This is a genomic window from Allobosea sp. CRIB-10, assembly GCF_900112185.1.
GTDB lineage: Bacteria > Pseudomonadota > Alphaproteobacteria > Rhizobiales > Beijerinckiaceae > Allobosea.
Map to the genome: position 1 here is coordinate 142,208 of NZ_FOKP01000010.1, position 21,422 is coordinate 163,629.

General features: G+C 66.5%; 18 protein-coding genes. 11 read left to right on the forward strand and 7 right to left on the reverse strand.

Features of this window, described 5'->3' with window-relative positions; translation table 11 throughout:
- Positions 1–90: 90 nt before the first annotated feature.
- Together BMZ69_RS14795 and pgi are read left to right on the forward strand one after the other, a co-directional pair.
- Positions 91–900 carry an IclR family transcriptional regulator gene (locus tag BMZ69_RS14795; RefSeq protein WP_092157790.1) on the forward strand — a complete coding sequence of 270 codons (810 nt, stop codon included), beginning with the start codon at positions 91–93 and terminating at the stop codon, positions 898–900.
- Positions 901–1,057: 157 nt separating this feature from the next.
- Positions 1,058–2,680 (forward strand): glucose-6-phosphate isomerase, encoded by a 1,623-nt coding sequence (gene pgi / locus BMZ69_RS14800; RefSeq protein WP_244543374.1) that lies wholly within the window; start codon positions 1,058–1,060, stop codon positions 2,678–2,680.
- A gap of 21 nt (positions 2,681–2,701) precedes the next feature.
- On the opposite strand, the gene BMZ69_RS14805 is transcribed toward pgi, so the two are convergent.
- Both BMZ69_RS14805 and BMZ69_RS14810 read right to left on the reverse strand, forming a co-directional pair.
- Entirely contained in the window at positions 2,702–3,082 is a 381-nt protein-coding gene (locus BMZ69_RS14805) for a cupin domain-containing protein (RefSeq protein ID WP_092157794.1), read from the reverse strand.
- The gene (locus tag BMZ69_RS14810; RefSeq protein WP_092157796.1) at positions 3,079–4,116 is read right to left on the reverse strand and encodes a LacI family DNA-binding transcriptional regulator; all 1,038 of its coding nucleotides are present in this window, start codon (positions 4,114–4,116) and stop codon (positions 3,079–3,081) included. Before BMZ69_RS14810 ends, BMZ69_RS14805 begins: the two co-directional genes overlap by 4 nt.
- Positions 4,117–4,261: 145 nt before the next feature.
- Between BMZ69_RS14810 and BMZ69_RS14815 the strand changes: the two genes are divergently transcribed.
- The 7 genes from BMZ69_RS14815 to BMZ69_RS14845 all read left to right on the forward strand — a co-directional run bounded on the left by BMZ69_RS14815 (position 4,262) and on the right by BMZ69_RS14845 (position 12,918).
- Positions 4,262–5,539, forward strand: a complete 1,278-nt coding sequence (locus BMZ69_RS14815; protein WP_092157798.1) for an ABC transporter substrate-binding protein — start codon at positions 4,262–4,264, stop codon at positions 5,537–5,539.
- Between the two features lie 83 nt (positions 5,540–5,622).
- Positions 5,623–6,573: a carbohydrate ABC transporter permease gene (locus BMZ69_RS14820; RefSeq protein WP_244543379.1), complete on the forward strand. Its 951-nt coding sequence runs from the start codon at positions 5,623–5,625 to the stop codon at positions 6,571–6,573.
- A complete protein-coding gene (locus BMZ69_RS14825) occupies positions 6,570–7,622 on the forward strand; it encodes a carbohydrate ABC transporter permease (RefSeq protein ID WP_092157802.1) in 1,053 nt (350 codons plus the stop codon). The genes BMZ69_RS14820 and BMZ69_RS14825 overlap by 4 nt, the downstream gene beginning before the upstream one ends.
- On the forward strand, positions 7,622–8,689 hold the full coding sequence (ugpC, locus tag BMZ69_RS14830) for an ABC transporter ATP-binding protein (RefSeq protein WP_092157804.1): 1,068 nt from the start codon (positions 7,622–7,624) through the stop codon (positions 8,687–8,689). Before BMZ69_RS14825 ends, ugpC begins: the two co-directional genes overlap by 1 nt.
- 20 nt (positions 8,690–8,709) lie before the next feature.
- A complete protein-coding gene (locus BMZ69_RS14835; protein WP_092157806.1) occupies positions 8,710–10,986 on the forward strand; it encodes a glycoside hydrolase family 31 protein in 2,277 nt (758 codons plus the stop codon).
- Between the two features lie 86 nt (positions 10,987–11,072).
- Positions 11,073–11,777 carry a GntR family transcriptional regulator gene (locus tag BMZ69_RS14840; RefSeq protein ID WP_092157809.1) on the forward strand — a complete coding sequence of 235 codons (705 nt, stop codon included), beginning with the start codon at positions 11,073–11,075 and terminating at the stop codon, positions 11,775–11,777.
- 178 nt (positions 11,778–11,955) lie between these two features.
- Positions 11,956–12,918, forward strand: coding sequence for a dihydrodipicolinate synthase family protein (locus BMZ69_RS14845; protein WP_092157901.1), 963 nt, complete (start codon positions 11,956–11,958; stop codon positions 12,916–12,918).
- Positions 12,919–13,491: 573 nt separating this feature from the next.
- Here the strand turns inward: BMZ69_RS14845 and BMZ69_RS14850 are convergent.
- The gene (locus tag BMZ69_RS14850; RefSeq protein WP_092157811.1) at positions 13,492–14,526 is read right to left on the reverse strand and encodes an Ldh family oxidoreductase; all 1,035 of its coding nucleotides are present in this window, start codon (positions 14,524–14,526) and stop codon (positions 13,492–13,494) included.
- 102 nt (positions 14,527–14,628) lie between these two features.
- Here BMZ69_RS14850 and BMZ69_RS14855 point away from each other — a divergent pair, with 102 nt between their 5' ends.
- The gene (locus BMZ69_RS14855) at positions 14,629–15,630 is read left to right on the forward strand and encodes a 4-hydroxyproline epimerase (RefSeq protein WP_092157813.1); all 1,002 of its coding nucleotides are present in this window, start codon (positions 14,629–14,631) and stop codon (positions 15,628–15,630) included.
- On the opposite strand, the gene BMZ69_RS14860 is transcribed toward BMZ69_RS14855, so the two are convergent.
- Positions 15,584–16,552 carry an AraC family transcriptional regulator gene (locus BMZ69_RS14860; RefSeq protein WP_092157815.1) on the reverse strand — a complete coding sequence of 323 codons (969 nt, stop codon included), beginning with the start codon at positions 16,550–16,552 and terminating at the stop codon, positions 15,584–15,586. The two genes, BMZ69_RS14855 and BMZ69_RS14860, sit on opposite strands and share 47 nt — an antisense overlap.
- A 98-nt stretch (positions 16,553–16,650) precedes the next feature.
- Here BMZ69_RS14860 and BMZ69_RS14865 point away from each other — a divergent pair, with 98 nt between their 5' ends.
- Positions 16,651–17,409 (forward strand): SDR family oxidoreductase, encoded by a 759-nt coding sequence (locus BMZ69_RS14865; protein ID WP_092157817.1) that lies wholly within the window; start codon positions 16,651–16,653, stop codon positions 17,407–17,409.
- Positions 17,410–17,445: 36 nt separating this feature from the next.
- On the opposite strand, the gene BMZ69_RS14870 is transcribed toward BMZ69_RS14865, so the two are convergent.
- From BMZ69_RS14870 to fdhF, 3 genes are read right to left on the reverse strand one after another with little or no spacing between them, the layout of a single operon-like run.
- Positions 17,446–17,709 carry a formate dehydrogenase subunit delta gene (locus tag BMZ69_RS14870; RefSeq protein ID WP_244543375.1) on the reverse strand — a complete coding sequence of 88 codons (264 nt, stop codon included), beginning with the start codon at positions 17,707–17,709 and terminating at the stop codon, positions 17,446–17,448.
- On the reverse strand, positions 17,706–18,551 hold the full coding sequence (gene fdhD / locus BMZ69_RS14875) for a formate dehydrogenase accessory sulfurtransferase FdhD (RefSeq protein ID WP_092157819.1): 846 nt from the start codon (positions 18,549–18,551) through the stop codon (positions 17,706–17,708). Before fdhD ends, BMZ69_RS14870 begins: the two co-directional genes overlap by 4 nt.
- Entirely contained in the window at positions 18,538–21,420 is a 2,883-nt protein-coding gene (fdhF, locus tag BMZ69_RS14880; RefSeq protein ID WP_092157821.1) for a formate dehydrogenase subunit alpha, read from the reverse strand. Before fdhF ends, fdhD begins: the two co-directional genes overlap by 14 nt.
- Between the last annotated feature and the right edge of the window lie 2 nt (positions 21,421–21,422).

Here is a 21,422-nt window from a genome sequence, read left to right on the forward strand (position 1 = left end):
GAATAATTCCGCATAAGAGAATTTTAATCTCAATAATTCCGTTATATGAAATTTATTGCCACCATCACTTGACGCGATTAGCGTGAGCGGATGATCGATTCTGCTGAGCCTCAGTCCAGCCTGCGTCGCGCGCTCGGCCTATTGCGCCTCGTCGGGGCGGCCGAGGCCGGCGGCATTCGCCTGAAGGATCTCGCCGAGCAGGCCGGCTGCAGTCAGCCGACGGCGCATCGCGCCTTGCAGGACCTCGCCGCCGAGGGCTTCGTCGAGCAGATCGGCAAGCGCTACCGGCTGGCGCTCGACTTCTTCGTGCTGGCGGCGCGCGCCGGCCATGCCGATGGCTTGCGCGACCTCGCCAAGCCGGTGCTGCTGCGCCTCTCGGCGACGCTGACCGACACGATCTTCCTGCTGGTCCGCAATGGCTATGAAGCGGTCTGCCTCGATCGGATCGAGGGTCCCTTTCCGATCCGCTCCTTCACCGGCGATATCGGCGGAAAGGTGCCGCTCGGGCTGGGGCAGGGGAGCCTCGCCATCCTCGCCCATCTGCCCGAAGCCGAGCGTGAGGCTGTGATCCGTTTCAACGTGCCGCGCCTGCTCGATCGCGGCTTCCTCGACGAGGCGGGGCTACGGGTCGAACTGGAAAAGGCGCGTGAGCAGGGCTGGGTCAATCTCAATACCGGGTTGATCCCGGGCATGGCGGGCCTCGGCGTTCCGGTCTTCGATGCGCAGGGGCGCGCCGTCGCGGCCCTCAGCGTCGGCACATTGGCGGATCGCTTGCGGCCGGAGCGCCTGCCCGGCGTCGTCGCCATCCTCAAGGCGGAGGCCGCGACGCTGGGCGCCATGCTCAACCCGTTCGACACGGCCTTGCGCCATCCATCCCGCAGCTTGAGCTCTGTGGCATGATCCTCCGAGCCCGGCGTTCACTCGGGGGCCCAACACTGCCGGAGTAATCTCTTTGCATGGCAGCCAAGTCCACGCGCCGCCGTGACCTCGCCGCTGTCGATATGCTACCTCGGCTTGCCGCTGCTGCGGCGGATCGCAATCGCCACGGAGACTGATCGTGCTGGAGAAGGCCTGGGCGGATCTTTCCGCGCATCGTACCCGAACTATCTCGCAGCATCTGCGCGAGCTCTTCGCCGCCGATCCGCAGCGCTTTGCCAGCTTTTCCGTCCGGCTCGACGATCTCCTGCTCGACTACTCCAAGACGGCGGTGACGCCTGAGACCATCGAGTTGCTGCTCGCGCTCGCCCAGGCGGCGGATGTCGAGGCCAAGCGCGACGCGATGTTCGCCGGCGAGCCGGTCAACACCACCGAAGAGCGCGCGGTCCTGCACACGGCGCTGCGCAACCAGTCCGGCCGGCCGGTCAAGGTCGACGGCGTCGATGTGATGCCCGAGATCAACGCGGTGCTGGAGCGGATGTCCGCCTTCGCCGATGGCATTCGCAGCGGCAAGATCGCGGCTGCCGATAGCGAGCCCTTCACCGATGTCGTCAATATCGGCATCGGCGGCTCCGACCTTGGGCCCGTGATGGCGACGCTGGCGCTGGCGCCCTATCATGACGGGCCGCGCCTGCATTACGTCTCCAATGTCGACGGTGCCCATATCGCCGACACGCTGGCAAAGCTCGACCCGGCCCGGACGCTGGTGATCGTCGCCTCAAAGACCTTCACCACGATCGAGACCATGACCAATGCCGCGACGGCGCGGCGCTGGATCGCCGGGGCGCTCGGCGAAGAGGCGGTCGCCAAGCACTTCGCCGCGGTCTCGACCGCGCTCGACAAGGTCGCGGCCTTCGGCATCCAGCCGGAGCGGATCTTCGGCTTCTGGGACTGGGTCGGCGGGCGCTATTCGGTCTGGTCTGCGATCGGCCTGCCGGTGATGATCGCGATCGGCCCTGAGAACTTTCGCGCCTTCCTCGCCGGCGCGCATGCGATGGACGAGCATTTCCGGACCGCTCCGCTCGACAAGAACCTGCCCGTTCTGTTCGGTCTGATCGGGCTCTGGCATCGCGAGAGCTGCGGCTATCCGGCCCGTGCCGTCCTGCCTTATGACCAGCGCCTGGCGCGCCTGCCGGCCTATCTGCAGCAGCTCGACATGGAGTCGAACGGCAAGCGCGTGCATAAGGCGGGCGGGGCGGTGACGCGGCCGAGCGGCCCGCTGGTCTGGGGCGAGCCCGGCACCAACGGCCAGCACGCCTTCTTCCAGCTATTGCACCAGGGCACCGACATCATCCCCTGCGAATTCCTGGTCGCGGCGGAGGGGCACGAGCCGGAGCTCGCCCATCAGCACCGCCTGCTCCTCGCCAATTGCCTCGCCCAAAGCGAGGCGATGATGAAGGGCCGCACGCTCGAGGAGGCAAAGGCGCAGCTCGCCAAGCAGGGGCTGTCGGCGGAGGCAATCGAGCATCTGGCGCCGCACAAGGTCTTCCCCGGCAACCGGCCGAGCGTGACCATCGCCTATCGCAAGCTCGATCCGTTCACGCTCGGGCGGCTGATCGCGCTCTATGAGCACCGCGTCTTCGTCGAGGCGGCCGTGTTCGACATCAACGCCTTCGACCAATGGGGCGTCGAGCTCGGCAAGGAGCTGGCAACGGCGCTGCTGCCGGTGATCGAAGGCAAGGCGCCGGCTGAGGCGCATGATGCCTCGACGGCTGGGTTGGCGCGCTATCTAACCGGGCGCTAGGCTGCGGCATCGAAGGACGCCTCAGGGTATCCAGCGCCGCGACTGCTCGGCGCGGTCGTCATAGCTCGCTTCGAAGATCGGCGAGGCGAGGGTGGCGCGGACCTTGAGGATGCCGCTGCCGATATTGCGGAAGCCGTGGCGGGCACCGGCCGGGATCACGATCGACTGGTTGGCGCGTAAGGTCAGGTTTTCGCCGCGCAGCGTAATCTCGGCCTCGCCTTCCATCACCTCCAGCACCTCCTCGACGGCATGGAGATGAAGGGGCGCGCCGAGGCCGGGATCGCAGAACTGCTCGAAGATGCAGAGCTGAGCCGAGCGCACCAGCGCCGAGACCCGCATCAGCGTCATCACGCCCTCGCGCCATTGCTCGAGCGGCTGGGTCTCGTGGTCGATGAGGCTCATGCCGTCCCCTTCTGTGCGAGCCCGACCATGGGCTGTTCATGCGGGATGCGGACCTCCGAGGTCGGCTCGCCGCTCCAGAGCGATTGCAACTGGGCGACGACATGCCCGCCGAAGCTCTCATAGGGGATGCGGATCGAGGTCAGCCACGGCGCGATCCAGTGGTTGAGCGCGTTGCCGTCGACGCCGACCAGGGTGCAGCGCTGCGGGATCGCCACGCTGCTTTCGACGGCGAGCCGATAGGCGCCATAAGCGATCAGATCGCTGACGCAGAGCGCGCCCTGCGGCCAGCCCCCCTCCTGCACCAGTGCCTTGGCGGCGGCATAGCCGATCTCGATATGCGACAGCCCCGGCGCGCTGGCGCGGCGGATTGCATCGGCCGGGACACCGCGTTCGACGAGGCGGTCGATGAAGCCCGAGGCGCGTTCCTGGGTGCTCGAGACATTCTGCGCCGCCATCAGCACGGCCGGCCGCTCGATGCCATGCGCCAGCATGAAATCGGCGGCATCGGCGCCGGCGGCGCGATTGTCGATGCCGACATAGGCGCCGCCGCCGAGCGGATTGTGGCGCGCGACGAAGACCATCGGGTCGCCGCGCCGGAGCGTCTCCTCCAGCCCGCGGCTGCGCACGGCGCTGACCATGACATAGCCGGCTACGAACTGCTCACGCATCGCCTGGAGGTAGTCGTCCTGCAACTCGGCGCGGTCATGCGTGTCGCACAGGATCATGACGTAGCCGGCGGCCCGCAAGGCCGCCTCGGTCGAGACCGCAATCGCCGCCATGGCGGGGTTGTCGAGATTGGGCGAAAGCATCGCTACGACCCGGCTGGCGCGCTGGCGCAGCGCCCGGCCGACCGGGTTCGGCCGATAGCCCAGCCGCGCGATCGCCTCCTCGACGCGCGCCACCGTCTCGGGCGAGGCCCGCCCGCTCTCGCCGTTGACGATGCGCGACACCGTCGAGATCGAGACGCCGGTATCCTCCGCGACCGTGGTGAGCGATACCGAACCGTGATGTGCCCTGGCGGCCCTGGTCTTCATCGCGCTCCCATCCCCGCTGCTAGCCCAGCGAGTCAGCGTCCAAGAGATGCCGGCTCACTTCGGGATTGACAAGCTAGGCAAACGTTTGCCTAAATGATTGTCAAGGTGCTCATCGAGGCGCCGGTTCAGCGGGGATGGAACGCTCATGCACAGCAAGCATTGGATTTCGGCACTCGCCTTGACGGCCGGCCTCGTCATTGGCGGGATCGCGCAAGCCCAGACCACGGTGCGCATCGCGTGGTATTCCGACGGCAATGAGGGCGAGGTCATCACCGACCTGCTCAAGCGCTTCGAGGCCCAGAACAAGGACATCAAGGTCGTGCTCGACCAGGTGCCCTACAAGGCCATCACCGAGAACCTTCCGGTCCAGCTCGCCTCGGGCCAGGGGCCCGACATCGCCCGCGTCGTCGACCTCGGCGGCATCGCCCGCTATGCGCTCGACCTGCGGCCGCACCTCAAGGACGCAGCCTACTGGGAAAAGAATTTCGGGCCGTTCCTGCCCTGGATGCGCCCTGAAGGCGACACCAAGGCCATCACCGGCTTCATGACTCAGCTCACCGTCACCGGGCCCTTCGTCAACAAGACGCTGTTTGAGCAGGCCGGCATCGCCCTGCCGGGCGCCAAGGCGACCTGGGAGGATTGGGGCAAGGCGGTCAAGGACGTCGCGGCCAAGGTCCAGGCGCCGTTCCCGCTGGCGATGGACCGCTCCGGCCACCGCTTCTTCTCGGTCGCCGTTTCTGAGGGCGCCAAGGTCTTCGACGCCAAGGGCGAGCCGGCGGTGATCGACGACGGTTTCAAGCGCGGCGCCAAGCTGGTCTATGACTGGCACCAGAACGGCGTGATGAAGAAGGAACTCTGGGGCTCGGTCTCCGGCACCGCCTATCGCGGCGCCAATGACGAGTTCAAGAACGCCCAGGTGGTGATGTACCAGTCGGGCTCCTGGCAGATCGCCCAGTTCGACAAGACCGTCGGCGACGCCTTCGACTGGATCGCGGTTCCCTCGCCCTGTGGCGCTGGCGGCTGCTCGGGCATGCCGGGCGGGGCCGGTCTCGTCGCGATCAAGACGACCAAAAGCCCGGAAGCCGTCGCCAAGGTGATGGAATACCTCGCCAGCGAGCCGGTGCTGAGCGAGTTCTATGCCCGCTCGCTGTTCGTGCCCGGCCATCTCGGCATCGCCGCCAAGGGCCTCGACTACCAGGGCGCCAGCGCGCCGGCCAAGGCCGCGCTCAAGGTCTTCTCCGACCAGGTCGCGCAGCTCTCGCCGGTCGCCTATCAATTGCAGGGCTATACGAGCAACCGCGTCATCTTCAACGCGGTGATCAGCCGGCTCGGCCAGGCGATCTCGGGCGAGGGCAGCCTCGACGAGGCCTATAAGCGGATCGAATCCGACATCGCCCAGCAGATCGCCGAGCGCAAGAAGTAAGCCGAATGGCCTCCGACGCTCCGATCCCCGCGGCGCAGCCGGAACGCGCTGGTGCAGCGAGCCTCTTCGCTGCGCCGCTCGCGATGCTGATGCGCCTGATCGACCGGCCGATGCAGGTTCTGCAGCGGCTGATCGGCGAGCGCCGGATGGCCTATGTCTTCCTCCTGCCCAATCTCGTCTTCTTCTCGCTCTTCGTCTTCCTGCCGCTCATCATCAACTTCATCTTCTCGGTGACGGGCGGGGCGGGGCTGTTCCCTTCGGAGCGGCCTTATGTCGGGGCGCAGCAATACGCCTATCTCTTCGATTGCGGCTCGTTCCTCGACCCGTCCTCCTGCCGCGAGGACCATTTCTGGCGCGGCGTGTCCAATACCGCCCGTTTCACCGTCTTCCAGGTCACGGCGATGGTGCTGTTCTCGCTGCTGACGGCGGTGGTGCTGAACATGAAGATCAAGGCGCGCGGCTTCTTCCGCGCCGTCTATTTCTTCCCGGTGCTGCTCTCGCCGGTGGTGGTGGCGCTGACCTGGAAATGGATCCTGCAGCGCGACGGCCTGCTCAATGCCGCGATCACCTCGCTCGGCGGCGAGCGCATCCTGTTCCTGGTCGATCCGAGCTGGGCGATGTTCTGGATCGTCTTCGTCTCGATCTGGGCCCATATGGGCTTCTACACGCTGATCCTGCTCGCCGGCCTGCAGGCGATCCCCGCCGATCTCTATGAAGCCGCCGAGATGGATGCGACGCCGCGCTGGCGCACATTCTGGCGCATCACCCTGCCATTGCTCTGGCCGAACATGATCGTGGTGATCGTGCTGGCGCTGATCCGTGGCGTGCAGACCTTCGACGAGGTCTTCGTCCTGACCGGCGGCGGCCCGGGCACCGCGACGCTGATGGTGGTGCACTACATCTATGAGACCGCCTTCGCCAATCAGGTCCAGAATTTCGGCCTGGCGGCGGCCGCCTCCGTCGTGCTCGGTGTCGTGCTGTTTGCGCTGACGCTGGCCCAGCTCGCGGCGAGCCGCCGCAAGGGGGCGGCATGAACAGGCTCGCCCGCATGGCGGTGGCCCGGCGCAATCCCGGCCGCTGGCACTGGACCGATATCGCAGCTTACGCCTATCTCGGGCTCGGCGTCGTGCTGATGTTCGGGCCGGTGCTCTGGCTCGGCCTCTCCTCCTTTAAGACGCAGGCCGGTCTGCTCGAATTCCCGCCCTCGCTGCTGCCGATGTCGCAGAAGGAGGTCCGGGTCGAGGGCCATGCCCAGCCGCTGCCGCTGTTCGAAGTGACGATGGAGGATGGCTCCAAGCGGATACTGGCGCAGGTCCGGCGCATCGGCATCCAGGCGCAGATGGTCGACCCGGCCAATCCCGGCCAGAGCATCCGCGTGCCGATCGACAAGCGCACCCCGGTGCGCGAGTTCAAGCTCGCGACCGAGAACTACACAGAGCCGCTGGAGCGCTTCGCCTTCACGCGCTTCCTCTGGAACTCGGTCTTCGTCACCGTCGTCGCGACGCTGATCACTTTGGTGATCAACTCGATGGCGGCCTATGCGCTCTCGATCTACGAGTTCCGCGGCAAGACGGCGGTGATGCTGATGGTAATCGGCACGCTGATGATCCCGATCACCATCATCCTGGTGCCGGTCTATCTCGTCATCACCAAGCTCGGCCTGGTCAATTCGCTCTGGGCGGTGATCCTGCCGGGCGCGGCGACGCCGACCGGCGTCTTCCTGCTGCGCCAGTACATGCTGACCCTGCCGCGCGACCTGATCGAGGCGGCGCGCATGGACAAGGCCTCGGAGTGGCAGATCTACTGGCGCATCGTCATGCCGCTGGCCATGCCAGCGCTGGCCGTGCTCGCGATCTTCTCGATCATGTGGCGCTGGAACGAGTTCCTCTGGCCGCTCGCCGTTCTCACCAAGACCGAGGCCTACACGCTGCAGATCGGCCTCAACGCCTTCCAGGGCGAGTTGCAGACGCAGTGGCACTACCTGCTCGCGATGACGGTGGTGACGCTGCTTCCGGTCGCGCTGGTCTTCGTCTTCCTGCAGCGCTTCATCACCACCGGCATCGCCAATACGGGAATGAAATAATGGCGGGACTGAGTCTCTCCGGCGTCCGCAAGGCCTATGGCGCGACCACGGTGCTGCATGGCATCGACCTCGACGTCGCCGATGGCGAATTCGTCGTTTTCGTCGGCCCCTCCGGCTGCGGAAAGTCGACGCTGCTGCGCTCGATCGCCGGGCTGGAGACCATCAGCGGCGGCACGATCGCGATCGACGGTGCCGACGTCACCGGGCTGCCGGCCTCCGAGCGCGGCCTCGCCATGGTGTTCCAGTCCTATGCGCTCTATCCGCATATGAGCGTCTACGCGAACATGGCCTTCGCGCTGGAAAACATGGGCTTCAAGCGCGACGAGATCGACAGGCGGGTGAAGCGCGCCGCCGGCATGCTGCGCCTGACCGACTATCTCGAGCGCAAGCCCAAGGCGCTCTCCGGCGGCCAGCGCCAGCGCGTCGCCATCGGCCGCGCCATCGTGCGCGACCCCAAGATCTTTCTGTTCGACGAGCCGCTCTCGAACCTCGACGCCGAACTGCGCGTCGCGACCCGCAAGGAGCTCGCCGCGCTGCATGCCGAGATCGGCGGCACGATGATCTACGTTACCCACGACCAGGTCGAGGCGATGACGCTGGCGCATCGCATCGTCGTGCTCCATGGCGGAAAGATCGAGCAGGTCGGCACGCCGCTCGAACTCTACAACCGGCCGGACAATCTCTTCGTCGCCGGTTTCATCGGCTCGCCGCGCATGAACCTCCTCCCGGGCAAGGTTGTGCGGAGCGGCACGGTCGCGCTCGGCGAGGCCGGGCATGAGGTCGCCTGCTCGACCGGGAGCCTTGCCGCAGGTGCCTCTGTCACGCTCGGCATCCGGCCGGAGCACCTGGCGCTCGCTGCGCCGGATGGCGGCGTGCCGCTGACGATCGAGCTGGTCGAGCGCCTCGGCGGCGAGAGCTATCTTTACGGCGCTTCGCCGGGATTGCCGCAGATTACGCTCCGGCTCGACGGCCAGAGCGAGCATCAGCGCGGCTCTGCCGTCGCGCTCGCCTTCCCGCAGCCGCATCTGCACCTGTTCGACGAGAACGGCCGGGCCGTCCGGTCCTGACGACTGACTAGAGAGATCCCATGAAAGCCCTGACGCAAGGCCGCTATCTCGGCCGCGACGGCGAAGCCGCCTTGTTCGATGTCGGCCTCGGTGCGACGATCGCCGTGCGCATCCTCGAAGGGGATATCGGCCGGGTGACGCTGAAGCCGCAGGATGGCTACCGGCTCGACCGCGGCTGGTCGATCGCGCCCGGCGGGCTGGAGCCGCCCTATGAGGGCCGCCCGCGCGACGATCTCTCCGGTTTCACCTGCCCGCAGGCGAGCGTCAGCGAGAGCGAAGGCAAGGTCACGCTCTCGGCCGGCGGTCTTGTCGCCGAAGTCACGCTCTCGCCCTTCGGTATCGCCTGGCGGCGCGAGGGCGAGGCGCAGCCCTTTCTGCAGGACCGCACGACGCAGGCCTATCTGATCTCGCCGCGCACCGGCGCAGTGGCGCATTTCATGGCGCGCGACTATGCCGAGCGGCACTACGGGCTCGGCGACAAGGCCGGCCCGCTCGACCGGACCGGGCGGCGCTTTTCCATCGATGCGGTCGATCCCTGCGGCTTCGATGCCGAGCTTTCCGACCCGCTCTACAAGATGCTGCCCTTCTTCATCGTCGATGGGAAGGCGGGCGCCCATGGCGTCTTCTACGACAACCTCTCGACCGGCAGCGTCGACCTCGGCTGCACGCTCGACAATTACCATGGCCTGTTCCGCTCCTGGAAAGGCGATGACGGCGATCTCGACTATTACGTCTTAGCCGGCCCGACCGTGCCTGATGTGGTCAGGCGCTTCTCCTGGCTGACCGGGGGGCAGGCTTTTGCGCCGCGCTGGTCCTTCGGCTTCGGCGTCACCTCGATGGCGATCGCCGATGCGCCCGATGCGGATGCAAGGATCAGCGACTTCATCGCCAAATGCCGCAAGCACGCCATCCCCTGCGACAGCTTCCATTTCGGCTCGGGCTATACCCAGATCGGCCAGCGCCGCTACGCCTTCAACTGGAACCGCGACAAGTTCCCGGAGCCGCTGGCGACGATGAAGCGGCTGAACAAGGCCGGCATGCAGACCGTCGCCAATCTAAAGCCCTGCCTGCTCGACGACCATCCGCGCCTCAAGGAAGCGCTGGACCAGGGCTTCCTGGTCAAGGATTCCAAGACGGGCGAGCCGGCGGTGGCGCAGTTCTGGGACGGGCTCGGCTTCCATATCGATTTCACCAATCCGAAGGGGCGGGCCTGGTGGCGCGCCGGCATCGAGACGGCGTTGCTCGACCACGGCTTCACCACGGTCTGGAACGACAACAACGAATACGAGATCTGGGACGAGGACGCCGTCTGCGACGGCGACGGGCGTCCGTTCCGGCAGGCGCTGGCGCGCCCGGCGCAGCCGCTGCTGATGACCAAGCTCTCCTATGAGACGCAGGCTGCGCGCGAGCCGGGCAAGCGCCAGTATTCGATCACGCGCGGCGGCTGCGCCGGCATCTCGCGCTATGCCCAGACCTGGTCGGGCGACAACGAGACCGCCTGGAAGACGCTGCGCTACAACCTGACCCAGGGGCTCAATATGAGCCTGTCGGGCATGTTCTCGATCGGCCACGATGTCGGTGGTTTCCATGGCCCGACGCCGGGGCCGGAGCTGTTCGTCCGCTTCAACGAGTTCTGCGCGCTGTGGCCGCGCATGGTGATGAACTCCTGGAACGATGACGGCGTGGTCAACCTGCCCTGGATGTATCCGGAGATGGTGCCGCAGGTGCGCGAGGCGATCTGCCTGCGCTACCGGCTGATGCCCTATCTCTACACCCAGATGTGGCGGGCGAGCCGCGACGGCATCCCGGCGGTGCGCCCGCTGCTCTACGATTTCCCGCAGGATGCGACGGCGGTCGCGGTCGACGACGTCTTCATGCTCGGTCCGGACGTGCTGGTCGCGCCGGTGCTGGAGGAAGGCGCACGCGAGCGCGCCGTCTACCTGCCGCAGCACGAGGGTGGCTGGTATGACTGGCACAATGGCGAGCACTATCCCGGCGGCGTCACTGTCACGGTCCCCGCGCCGCTCGGCCGTTTGCCGCTGTTCGTGCGCGCCGGGGCGCTGATCCCGCTCGGCGATGCCAAGGGCATCGGCAATGAGCGCGAGCTGCTGGTCTGCGGCGTGGTCGAGGGCGCTTCCGGCGAGCTGTACGAGGATGACGGCGAGACCGCCGATTGGCGTGGCGCCGGCGCGACCGTGCTGCGCTTCGAGGTCCGCAATGGCGAGGTCGCGATCGAGCAGCAGGGCGAGGGCAAGCCTGCCTTCAACAAGATCGCGATCCGGCAGATCGGCGGCTGAGCCCGATCGACGGCGCCGGTCTCGGCCGGCGCGGTTGCTGCCTCTGGGTGCAATCTGTATTTGTCGTGTCGACAATGGGTGACGACATGACCTACAGGACCACGGCGGCTCCGGCCGAGCGCAAGCGGGGCGAGGGCGTCAAGCTCGTCTATGACATCCTGCGCGACGACATCATCGACCTGGTGCTGCCCCCGGGCAGCCCGATCGACGAGATCCAGCTGGCCGAGCGGCTGTCGATGTCGCGCACGCCGATCCGTGAGGCGCTGGTGCGACTGGCGAGCGAGGGGTTGGTGACGACGCTGCCCAATCGCTCGACGGTGGTGTCGACCATCGACTTCCTAAACCTGCATACCTTCTTCGACGCGATCACGCTGATGTATCGCGTCACCACAAGGCTGGCGGCTGAGTTCCACGTGCCGGGGGATCTCGACGTGATCCGCGCCCGGCAAACGGCGTTTGCCAGGGCCGTCGAGGCTCATGATGCGCTCGCGATGATCGCGACCAACCGTGATTTCCATGCCGCCATCGCCGAAGCCGGGCGCAACCCGTATTACACGGGACTGTTCTGCCGCCTGCTCGACGAGGGCCGGCGCATCCTGCGGCTATATTACTCCTCTTTCGAGGATCGCCTGCCGCAGCGCTATGTGGCGGAGCATGAAGAAATGATCGCGGCAATCGCGGCCCGCGACGTCGACGGCGCCGACCGGCTGGCCAAGGCCCATGCCGATCAGATCGTCCAGCAGATCCAGCAATTGATCGCGCGCGACCGGCGCCAGACGCTGGCGCTGTAGGGCCACTTTCTCGAGCCAACTCAACTGCCGCTCCGGGCTCGGGCCTGTCGGCGTGTGCCCGGTGGGCTGATGCGTCGAAATTTTTCTTGTCGACAAATAAAATACAAGGAGTATTATGGCTGTCGATCAAGGCGGCGAGACAGGCCGTCCATGGAACCGCCAGCCCGAGGAGCGCGTGATGAAGGCCCAGATCTTTTCCGGCTGCATGCCGGCGCTGATGACCCCCTGCAAGGACGACCGCAGTCCAGACTTCGATGCGCTGGTGCGCAAGGGCAAGGAGCTGATCGCCACCGGCATGTCGGCCGTGGTCTATTGCGGCTCGATGGGTGACTGGCCGCTGCTGACCGATGCGCAGCGTATGGAAGGCGTCGAGGCCCTGGTGAAGGCCGGCGTGCCGGTGATCGTCGGCACCGGCGCGGTCAACACCGCCTCTGCCGTTGCCCACGCCGCCCATGCCCAGAAGGTCGGCGCCAAGGGGCTGATGGTGATCCCGCGCGTGCTGTCGCGCGGCTCGGTGGTCGAGGCGCAGCGCCACCATTTCAAGGCGATTCTCGCCGCGGCTCCCGATCTGCCGGCAGTGATCTACAACAGCCCCTATTATGGCTTCGCCACCCGCGCCGACCTGTTCTTCGCGCTGCGGGCCGAGCATCCCAACCTGGTCGGCTTCAAGGAGTTCGGCGGGGCGGCCGACATGCGCTATGCCGCCGAAAACATCACCAGCCGCGACGATGACGTTTCGCTGATGATCGGCGTCGACACCTGCGTCTTCCACGGCTTCGTCAATTGCGGCGCGATCGGCGCCATCACCGGCATCGGCTGCGTGCTGCCCAGGGAGGTGCTGCACATGGTCGGCCTGAGCCAGGCGGCGGCGAAGGGCGATGTCGAGGCGCGGCGCCTCGCGCTCGAGCTGGAGGCGGCGCTCGCGGTGCTCTCCTCCTTCGACGAGGGGCCGGAGCTCGTCCTCTATTTCAAGCACATGATGGTGCTGAAGGGCGACGCCGAGTACGCCCTGCACTTCAACCCGACCGACGAGCTCGGCGAGAGCCAGCGCGGCTATGTCGAGGCGCAGCTCAAGCTGTTCGACGGCTGGTACGCGCAGTGGTCGAGGCAGGCTGCGGTGGTGCAGAAGAGCGTTGCCTGAGGGTTGCTCGGGAACAGCCCTCCCGGCGACGGGAGGGCCTCTCTATTGGGCCATAGCTGACAAGCTGCCCGACGGGACGAGTGTCTCAGTTGGGTCGAGAGCGGGCGCTCGCAATCCAGCGACTTTCCCAACCCGGGCGGGGAAGCGTCGGACTCTTAGCATTTGGTAAGACAAATATGTTTCGGTTAATGCCTGACAGAACCCGCGACCTCATTTGGACAGATTGATGCGCCTAAACGAAGGTTCTCATCTGATTTTTATCGCGTTCGGTGCATTTTTCTTATATAGTCTGCCTTTAGTTATATTATTTATAACTATCTTGATTATTATCGTAGCGCTTTTGAGCAAAGCTGGCATCTCTGTGCCAGAGAATGTCTGGCTATGGATTTTGTTGGTCATTTTAAGTGCATTTTTACTGTTCGTCATTGGATCGGCAGTTGTCTCCGACCTAAGATCGAACTGAGTTCGATGCATGTAACGATGGCGATATGGCTGCGGATATCTTCTGGCGCTTGAAGATCAGCTATGGGTCGTGGACTGACAGTCCTGCCAGGCCTGTGGCTTTCTCGTTGGTCAGGCGACTGCGTCGAGCCCCAGCGCCTCCAGCCGGTCGAGTTGCTCGATCTCGGCCGCGGTCAGGGCGATGCCGTCCGCCAGCGAGCCCTCGCGGGCCTTGAAGCGGCGCTGCGAGGGCAGGCGGGCGCCCTGGCCGGCGATCGCCTCGAACAGGACCTCGGCGCGGGCGAACGGATCGCCGGGGCGGCCGGCGGAAAAGCGCTCGGGCGAGAACGCCAGGATCAGTTCGCCATGCTGCGGCGCCAGTGTCGTGGTGCCCAAGAAATCGAGCGCGCCCTGGCTGGTCAGGTCGCCGATCATCACTCCGGCCAGTAATTCGATCATGGTCGAGATCGCCGACCCCTTGTGGCCGCCGAAGGGCAGCATCGCGCCGGCGAGCGCGGCCGTCGGGTCGGTGGTCGGCTCGCCCGCGGAATCGAGGGCCCAGCCCTCGGGCAGGGGCTTGCCGGCCCGGCGATACAATTCGATCTCGCCGCGGGCCGCGACGCTGGTGGCGAAGTCGAAGACGTAAGGATGCCCGTGCTGGCGCGGCCAGCCGAAGGCGAGGGGATTGGTGCCGAGCAGGGCGCTGGTTCCGCCCGAGGGCGCGACGGTGGCGTAGCTCGGGCACATCGCCAGCGCGGCGACGCCCATCCCAGCCAGGACCTCCACTTCCGGCCACAGCGCCGAGAAATGCGTGCAGTCGTTGATCACCAGAGCGGCGAGGCCGAGCTTCCTGGCTCGCTCGGCGAGGGCCGGAGCCCCTAGCTCGAAGCCGGCGCAGGAGAAGGCGCCGCCGGCCGAAATCCGCAGCACGGCGGAGCCGTCGTCATGCAGGACCGGCTCGGCGTCGGGCGCGACCTTGCCGGCCTTGATGGTGCGCAGGCAGCCTTCGACCCGGTAGACGCCATGCGATTTGCAGCCGTCGCGCTCGCCGGCCGCGATCACGCGGGCAAGGGCGGCCGCATGAAGCGGCGACAACCCGCCCTTGCGGAAGACCGCCTCGATCCGGCGCGTCAGCGCCTCCATGCTGAGGATCGTCAGGTCGGTCATGGCGTTGCCTCGTTCTATCGTTGCAAATCTGTATACATGATGTATTCAAAAAGCCGACATGACTTCAAGCAGGCTCTGCACGCCTCAGGAAAGTTCTGAACCATGGCCAGCCACACCTTCTCCTGCATCGACGGCCACACCTGCGGCAACCCGGTCCGCCTGGTTTCGGGCGGCGGGCCGCGCCTGGAAGGCGCGACCATGCTGGAGAAGCGGGCGCATTTCTTGCGCGAGTTCGACTGGATCCGCACCGGACTGATGTTCGAGCCGCGCGGGCACGACATGATGTCGGGCTCGATCCTCTATCCGCCGACGCGGCCCGATTGCGATGTCGCCGTGCTGTTCATCGAGACCTCGGGCTGCCTGCCGATGTGCGGACATGGCACGATCGGCACGATCACCATGGGCATCGAGAACGGGCTGATCACGCCACGCGAGCCGGGCAGGCTCTCGATCGACGCGCCGGCCGGCAAGGTCGACATCAGCTATCGCCAGGAGGGGCGCTTCGTCGAGGAGGTCCGCCTCACCAATGTGCCGGGCTTCCTCTATGCGGAAGGGCTGACCGCCGAGGTCGAGGGGCTCGGCGAGATCGTCGTCGACGTCGCCTATGGCGGCAATTTCTACGCGATCGTCGAGCCGCAGAAGAATTTCCGGGACATGGCCGACCACACCGCCGGCGAGCTCGTCGGCTGGTCGCCGAAGCTGCGGGCGGCGCTGAACGCCAAATACGAGTTCGTCCATCCGGAGCATCCGGAGATCCAGGGTCTCTCCCACATCCAGTGGACCGGCAAGGCGACGCAGGACGGCGCCCATGCCCGCAACGCCGTGTTCTATGGCGAGAAGGCGATCGACCGCTCGCCCTGCGGCACCGGCACCTCGGCGCGGATGGCGCAGCTCGCCGCCAAGGGCAAGCTCGCGGTCGGCGACGAATTCGTCCATGAATCGATCATCGGCTCGCTGTTCAAGGGCCGGGTCGAGGCGGCGACGACGGTGGCGAACCGCCAGGCGATCATCCCCTCGATCGCCGGCTGGGCCCGAATGACCGGCTACAACACTATCTTCATCGACGACCGCGACCCGTTCGCGCACGGCTTCGTGGTGAAGTAGACCGCTCCGTCGTGGCCGCTCGTTCCGTCAGGCTGCGGGCGTAGCGGCCGGGCGGCTGGCCGACATGGCGGCTGAAGGCCGTGCTGAAGGTGCTGGCCGAGCCATAGCCGACCCGCTCGGCGACCTCGGCGAGGTCAACGTCACGCCGGCGCAGCAGGTCCTTGGCCAGCGCCATCCGCCAGCCCAGCAGGTATTCCATCGGCGGCACGCCGACATTGCGGGCGAAGCGCTCGAAGAAGGCCGAGCGCGACAGCCCGGCCTCCCGGGCGAGCCGGGCCATGGTCCAGGCGCGGGCCGGCTCGGCATGGATGCTGCGGATGGCGTCCGCCAGCCTGGCATCGCCGAGGCCGCGCAGGAGCCCTGCCGGCGCATCCGCCGCCTGCGTCAGCCGTAGCGCCTCGACCAGCAGGATCTCGACGAGGCGGCCGAGCACCAGCTCCCGGCCGGGCCGCTGCGCGCCGGATTCCTCGATGAGGAGCCGCACCAGGGTCGAGAGCCGCGGGACGTCGCGGATCTGGATCTGCGCCGGCAGCAATGAGACGAGCAGGCCGGCCTCGTCGACATCGAAGGTGAAGTAGCCGCCGAGCAGGCGCACATTCGCCGGGGCGTCGGGATCGCCATGGCGCAGCTCGGTATCAGGCGAGGGCGCAAGATCGGGCGTGATCAGCACCGGCGTCGCCGGCTCGAAGCTGGACATGGTGAAGCCGGGTGTGGTCGGCAGCAGCACGAAATCGCCGGCCGCCAGGGTCAGGGCCTCCTCTCCGTCGACGGCGAGGCGGCAGCTGCCCTCGACGACCGCGCAGAAGCTGGGATGGCCGAAATCGGCATAACGCACAGCCCAGCGTCCGGCGCCGCTGATGCCCTTGGTGAACACCGCCCGCGGCCGCAGCAGGCTGATGATCTCGGCGAGCGGGTCGATCATGATCCGGACTATCTCAAATCAAATATGGACTATCGATCGTAGATCGTCCTGAACGCTGCTCGTATCACGGTAGCATCGAAACCAGCAAGGACATCATCATGAAGACGGTGCTGATCACCGGTTGCTCCTCGGGCTATGGTCTGGAGACCGCCCGCCATTTCCTCGCGCAGGACTGGAACGTTGTCGCGACCATGCGCACGCCGCGCGAGGACATCCTGCCGCGCTCGCAGGCGCTGCGCATCATGCCGCTCGACGTGACGGATGTGGACAGCATCGCGGCGGCGCTGGCGGAAGCGGGGCCGATCGACGTCCTCGTCAACAATGCCGGGATCGGCGTGGTCGGCGCCTTCGAGGCGACGCCGATGGAGCATGTCCGCAAGGTCTTCGAGACCAACACCTTCGGGACCATGGCGATGTGCCAGGCGGTGATACCGCAATTCCGGGAGCGCCGCTCCGGCGCGATCGTCAACGTCACCTCCAGCGTCACGCTGGTGTCGATGCCGCTGGCGGCGGCCTATACGGCGAGCAAGCAGGCGATCGAGGGCTTCACCGGCTCGCTCGCCCATGAGCTCGGCCATTTCGGCATCCGGGCCAAGCTGGTCGAGCCGGGCTATGCCCCGACTACGCGCTTCACGCAGAACAGCGGCGTGCGCATCGAGGACATGATCCCGGCGAGCTACGTCGCCTTCGCCGAGCCGATCTTCGCCGCCTTCGCCAAGCCGGCCTTGGTGACCAGGGAGAGCGACGTCGCGGAGGTCGTCTGGCAGGCGGCGAACGACAGCTCGGGCCGACTCCACTTCCCGGCTGGCGCGGATGCGGTGGCGCTGGCGGAGATGGCGGGGAGCCGGCGCGGCTAGCGGATTGCCGGGGCGCGCGAGGGGCGGCTCAGCCGGTCAATTGCCCGGCCTGACCCTGGCGCGCGCCTGCCGTACGAGCGGCGACAGGGCCGTCGCATCCGCCTCGAAGCCGGTCCGGAACTCCTCGCGCATGCGCTTCGTCCAGAACTGGTTGATGTGGTCGGCGATCGCGGCGATCGCCTGCTCCTCGGGATAGGACTTGAAAAAATCGCTGATCTGGTTGGCCATGAAGGCGAGCTTGGCGAGATGCTCGCCGGCATGGTCATGGCTCATCGTTCTGGCGTTCGTAACCTCGATCATCTCGCTGCGCTCTCCACGGTGTCGGCGAGACGGCCGGCGAAGACCGTCGCGGAATCGGCGCGCGCGATGCAGACCAGGGTCAGGCCGAGCGCGTTCGCCCGCTCGATCGCCAGCGAGGTCGGCGCCGAGATCGCGACCAAGGTGCCCGCCCCGAAGATCGCCGCCTTCTCGACCATCTCGAAAGAGGCTCGGCTGGTAACCATCATGAATCCGTCGCTCCCGTCATGGCCGGCACGCAGGCGTGCGCCGATCAGCTTGTCGAGGGCATTGTGGCGGCCGACATCCTCGCGCACCGCCAGGATTGCGCCGCCACGATCGCACCAGGCGGCGGCATGGACCGAACGGGTCAGTCGGTTGAGCTGCTGATGGGTATCCAGTTCGGCGAGCGCCCTGGCGATCGCGTCCGCTGCGATCGGAAGATCCGCGCGGCATGCGGTCTGCGCTGTCGGCAGATCGGTCAGGGTCTCGACGCCGCAGAGGCCGCAGGCCGTGCGGCCGGAGAGATTGCGCCGGCGCGCCAGATGCTCGCGGAAGCGGCCCGGCGCCAGCTCGACGGTCGCGACGATGCCCTCGTCCTGCGGCGTCACCACGATGGACCTGATTTCGTCGATGCCGCGAATGATGCCCTCGGTCAGGGAGAATCCGGCGACGAAATCCTCCAGATCGGACGGCGTCGTCATCATCACCGCATAGGGCATGTTGCCATAGACGATGTTGACCGGAGCCTCGACCGCGACCTCGGCGCTGGCGTCGCGCACCGTCGCAGCTGCGCTGAAGCGCACGGTCCGGATCGGGACCGCGTGGCTCGCCGGCGGCTGGGCGGGTGGGCTATTCCGCGGCATCGGGCAGGCGCCCCGCGATCAGGCGCAGCGAGATGTCCTCCTCGCGATTGCGCTCCTGCCATTGCGAATAATAGTTGGTCCTGCGGACCTCGACCGCGGTGACCTTGTATTCCGGGCAGTTGGTCGCCCAGTCGGAATAGTCGGTGGTGATGACGTTGGCGCCGGTCGAGGCGTGGTGGAAGGTGGTGTAGACCACGCCAGGCTGCATCCGCTCGGAGATCACGGCGCGTAGCGAGATGTCGCCGGAGCGGCTGGCGAGCGCGACGAGATCGCCGTCCTTGATGCCGCGGCTCTCGGCGTCGAAGGGGTGGATCTCCAGAACGTCCTCGTCATGCCAGGCCTGGTTCTCGGTGCGCCTTGTCTGGGCGCCGACATTGTATTGCGAGAGGATGCGCCCGGTGGTCAGGATCAGCGGGAAGCGCGGGCCGGTGCGCTCCTGCGTCGGCACGTATTCGGTGATCATGAACTTGCCCTTGCCGCGCACGAAGCGGTCGACATGCATCAGCGGCGTGCCCAACGGAGCCTTGTCGTTGCAGGGCCACTGCACCGAGCCGAGCTCGTCGAGCTTGGCGTAGCTGACGCCGGCGAAGGTCGGGGTCACCAGGGCGATCTCGTCCATGATCTCGCTGGGATGTGCGTAGTTCATCTGGAGGCCCAGCGCCCGCGCCAGGTCGATCGTGACCTGGAACTCGGCCTTGCCGGAGAGCGGCGTCATCACCTGGCGGACGCGGTTGATGCGGCGCTCGGCATTGGTGAAGGTGCCGTCCTTCTCCAGGAAGGAGGAGCCTGGCAGGAAGACATGGGCGTATTTCGCGGTCTCGTTCAGGAACAGGTCCTGGATGACGACGCATTCCATCGCGGCCAGCCCGGCCGTGACGTGCTGGGTGTTCGGATCGGACTGGGCGATGTCCTCGCCCTGGACATAGAGACCCTTGAAGCTGCCGCCGACCGCATCGTCGAGCATGTTCGGGATGCGCAAGCCCTGCTCGGGATCGAGCTCGACGCCCCAGAGCTTCTCGAAGATGTCGCGCGTGGCGTCGTCGGAGACGTGACGATAGCCGGTGAACTCGTGCGGGAACGAGCCCATGTCGCAGGAGCCCTGGACATTGTTCTGGCCGCGCAGCGGGTTCACGCCGACGCCCTCGCGCCCGATATTACCGGTCGCCATGGCGATGTTGGCCATGCCCATCACCATGGTCGAGCCCTGGCTGTGCTCGGTGACGCCGAGACCGTAGAAGATCGCGCCATTGCCGCCAGTGGCATAGAGCCGAGCCGCGGCGCGCAGATCGGCGGCCGGCACGCCGGTATACTGCTCGCTCGCCTCCGGAGAATTGCGCTCCTCGGCGACGAAGCGGGCCCAGACCTCGAAATCGGCGAGATCGCAGCGCTCGCGGACATAATCCTCGTCGATCAGCCCCTCGGTGACGATGACATGGGCGAGGGCGTTGATCAGCGCGACATTGGTGCCGGGCCTAAGCTGGAGATGGTACTGCGCCTTGATGTGCGGCGACTTCACCATGTCGATCCGGCGCGGGTCGGCGACGATCACCTTGGCGCCCTGGCGGATGCGCTTCTTCATCCTGGAAGCGAAGACCGGGTGGCCGTCGGTCGGGTTGGCGCCGATGACGAGGATGACGTCGGCCTGCTCGACCGATTTGAAATCCTGTGTGCCGGCGGAGGTGCCGAGCGTGGTCTTCAGGCCGTAGCCGGTCGGCGAATGGCAGACGCGGGCGCAGGTGTCGACATTGTTGTTGCGGAAGCCGGCGCGCACCAGTTTCTGGACGAGATAGACCTCCTCATTGGTGCAGCGCGAGGAGGTGATGGCGCCGACCGATTCCCGGCCATATTTGGCCTGGATGCGCTTGAACTCGCTGGCGGCGTAGTTGATCGCCTCGTCCCACGAGACCTCGCGCCAGGGATCGGTGATCTTCTCCCTGATCATCGGCTTCGTCATGCGATCCTGATGGGTCGCATAGCCCCAGGCGAACCGGCCCTTGACGCAGGAATGCCCTTCGTTCGCCTTGCCGTCCTTATAGGGCACCATGCGCACGACGCGGTCGCCCTGCATCTCGGCTTTGAACGAACAGCCGACGCCGCAATAGGCGCAGGTCGTGACCTTCGAATGCTCGGGCTGGCCGAGCTCGATCACCTTGTTCTCCATCAGCGTCGCGGTTGGGCAGGCCTGGACGCAGGCGCCGCAGGAGACGCATTCGGAGCCGAGGAAGTCGGTCGGCCCGGCAGCGACGCGCGAATCGAAGCCGCGGCCGGTGATCGTCAGCGCGAAAGTGCCCTGCACCTCGGCGCAGGCGCGCACGCAGCGATTGCAGACGATGCACTTGCTGGGGTCATAGGTGAAATAGGGGTTCGAGGTGTCCTTGGGCAGCCAGTTCTCGTTGGCGTAGCCCTCCATCGCCAGCGGCTTGACGTGGTTCTCGCCGTCATAGCCGTAGCGGACCTCGCGCAGGCCGACGCTGCCGGCCATGTCCTGCAATTCGCAATCGCCATTGGCCGAGCAGGTCAGGCAGTCGAGCGGGTGGTCGGAGATGTAGAGCTCCATCACGCCCTTGCGCAGACCGGCGAGGTTCTCCGACTGGGTCCGGACGACCATGCCCTCTTCTGCCGGCGTCGTGCACGAGGCGGGCGTGCCGCGCCGGCCCTCGATCTCGACCAGGCAGAGCCGGCAGGAGCCGAAGGGTTCGAGCGAGTCGGTGGCGCAGAGCTTGGGGATCTTGGTGCCCAGGCTCATCGCCGCCGCCATCACCGAGGTGCCGGCCGGAACGGTGACACTCTCGCCGTCGATGGTCAGTGTCACCGTCTTCTCCGCGACCCGGATCGGCGTTCCGAAATCGATTTCCTTGATCAGGCTCATCG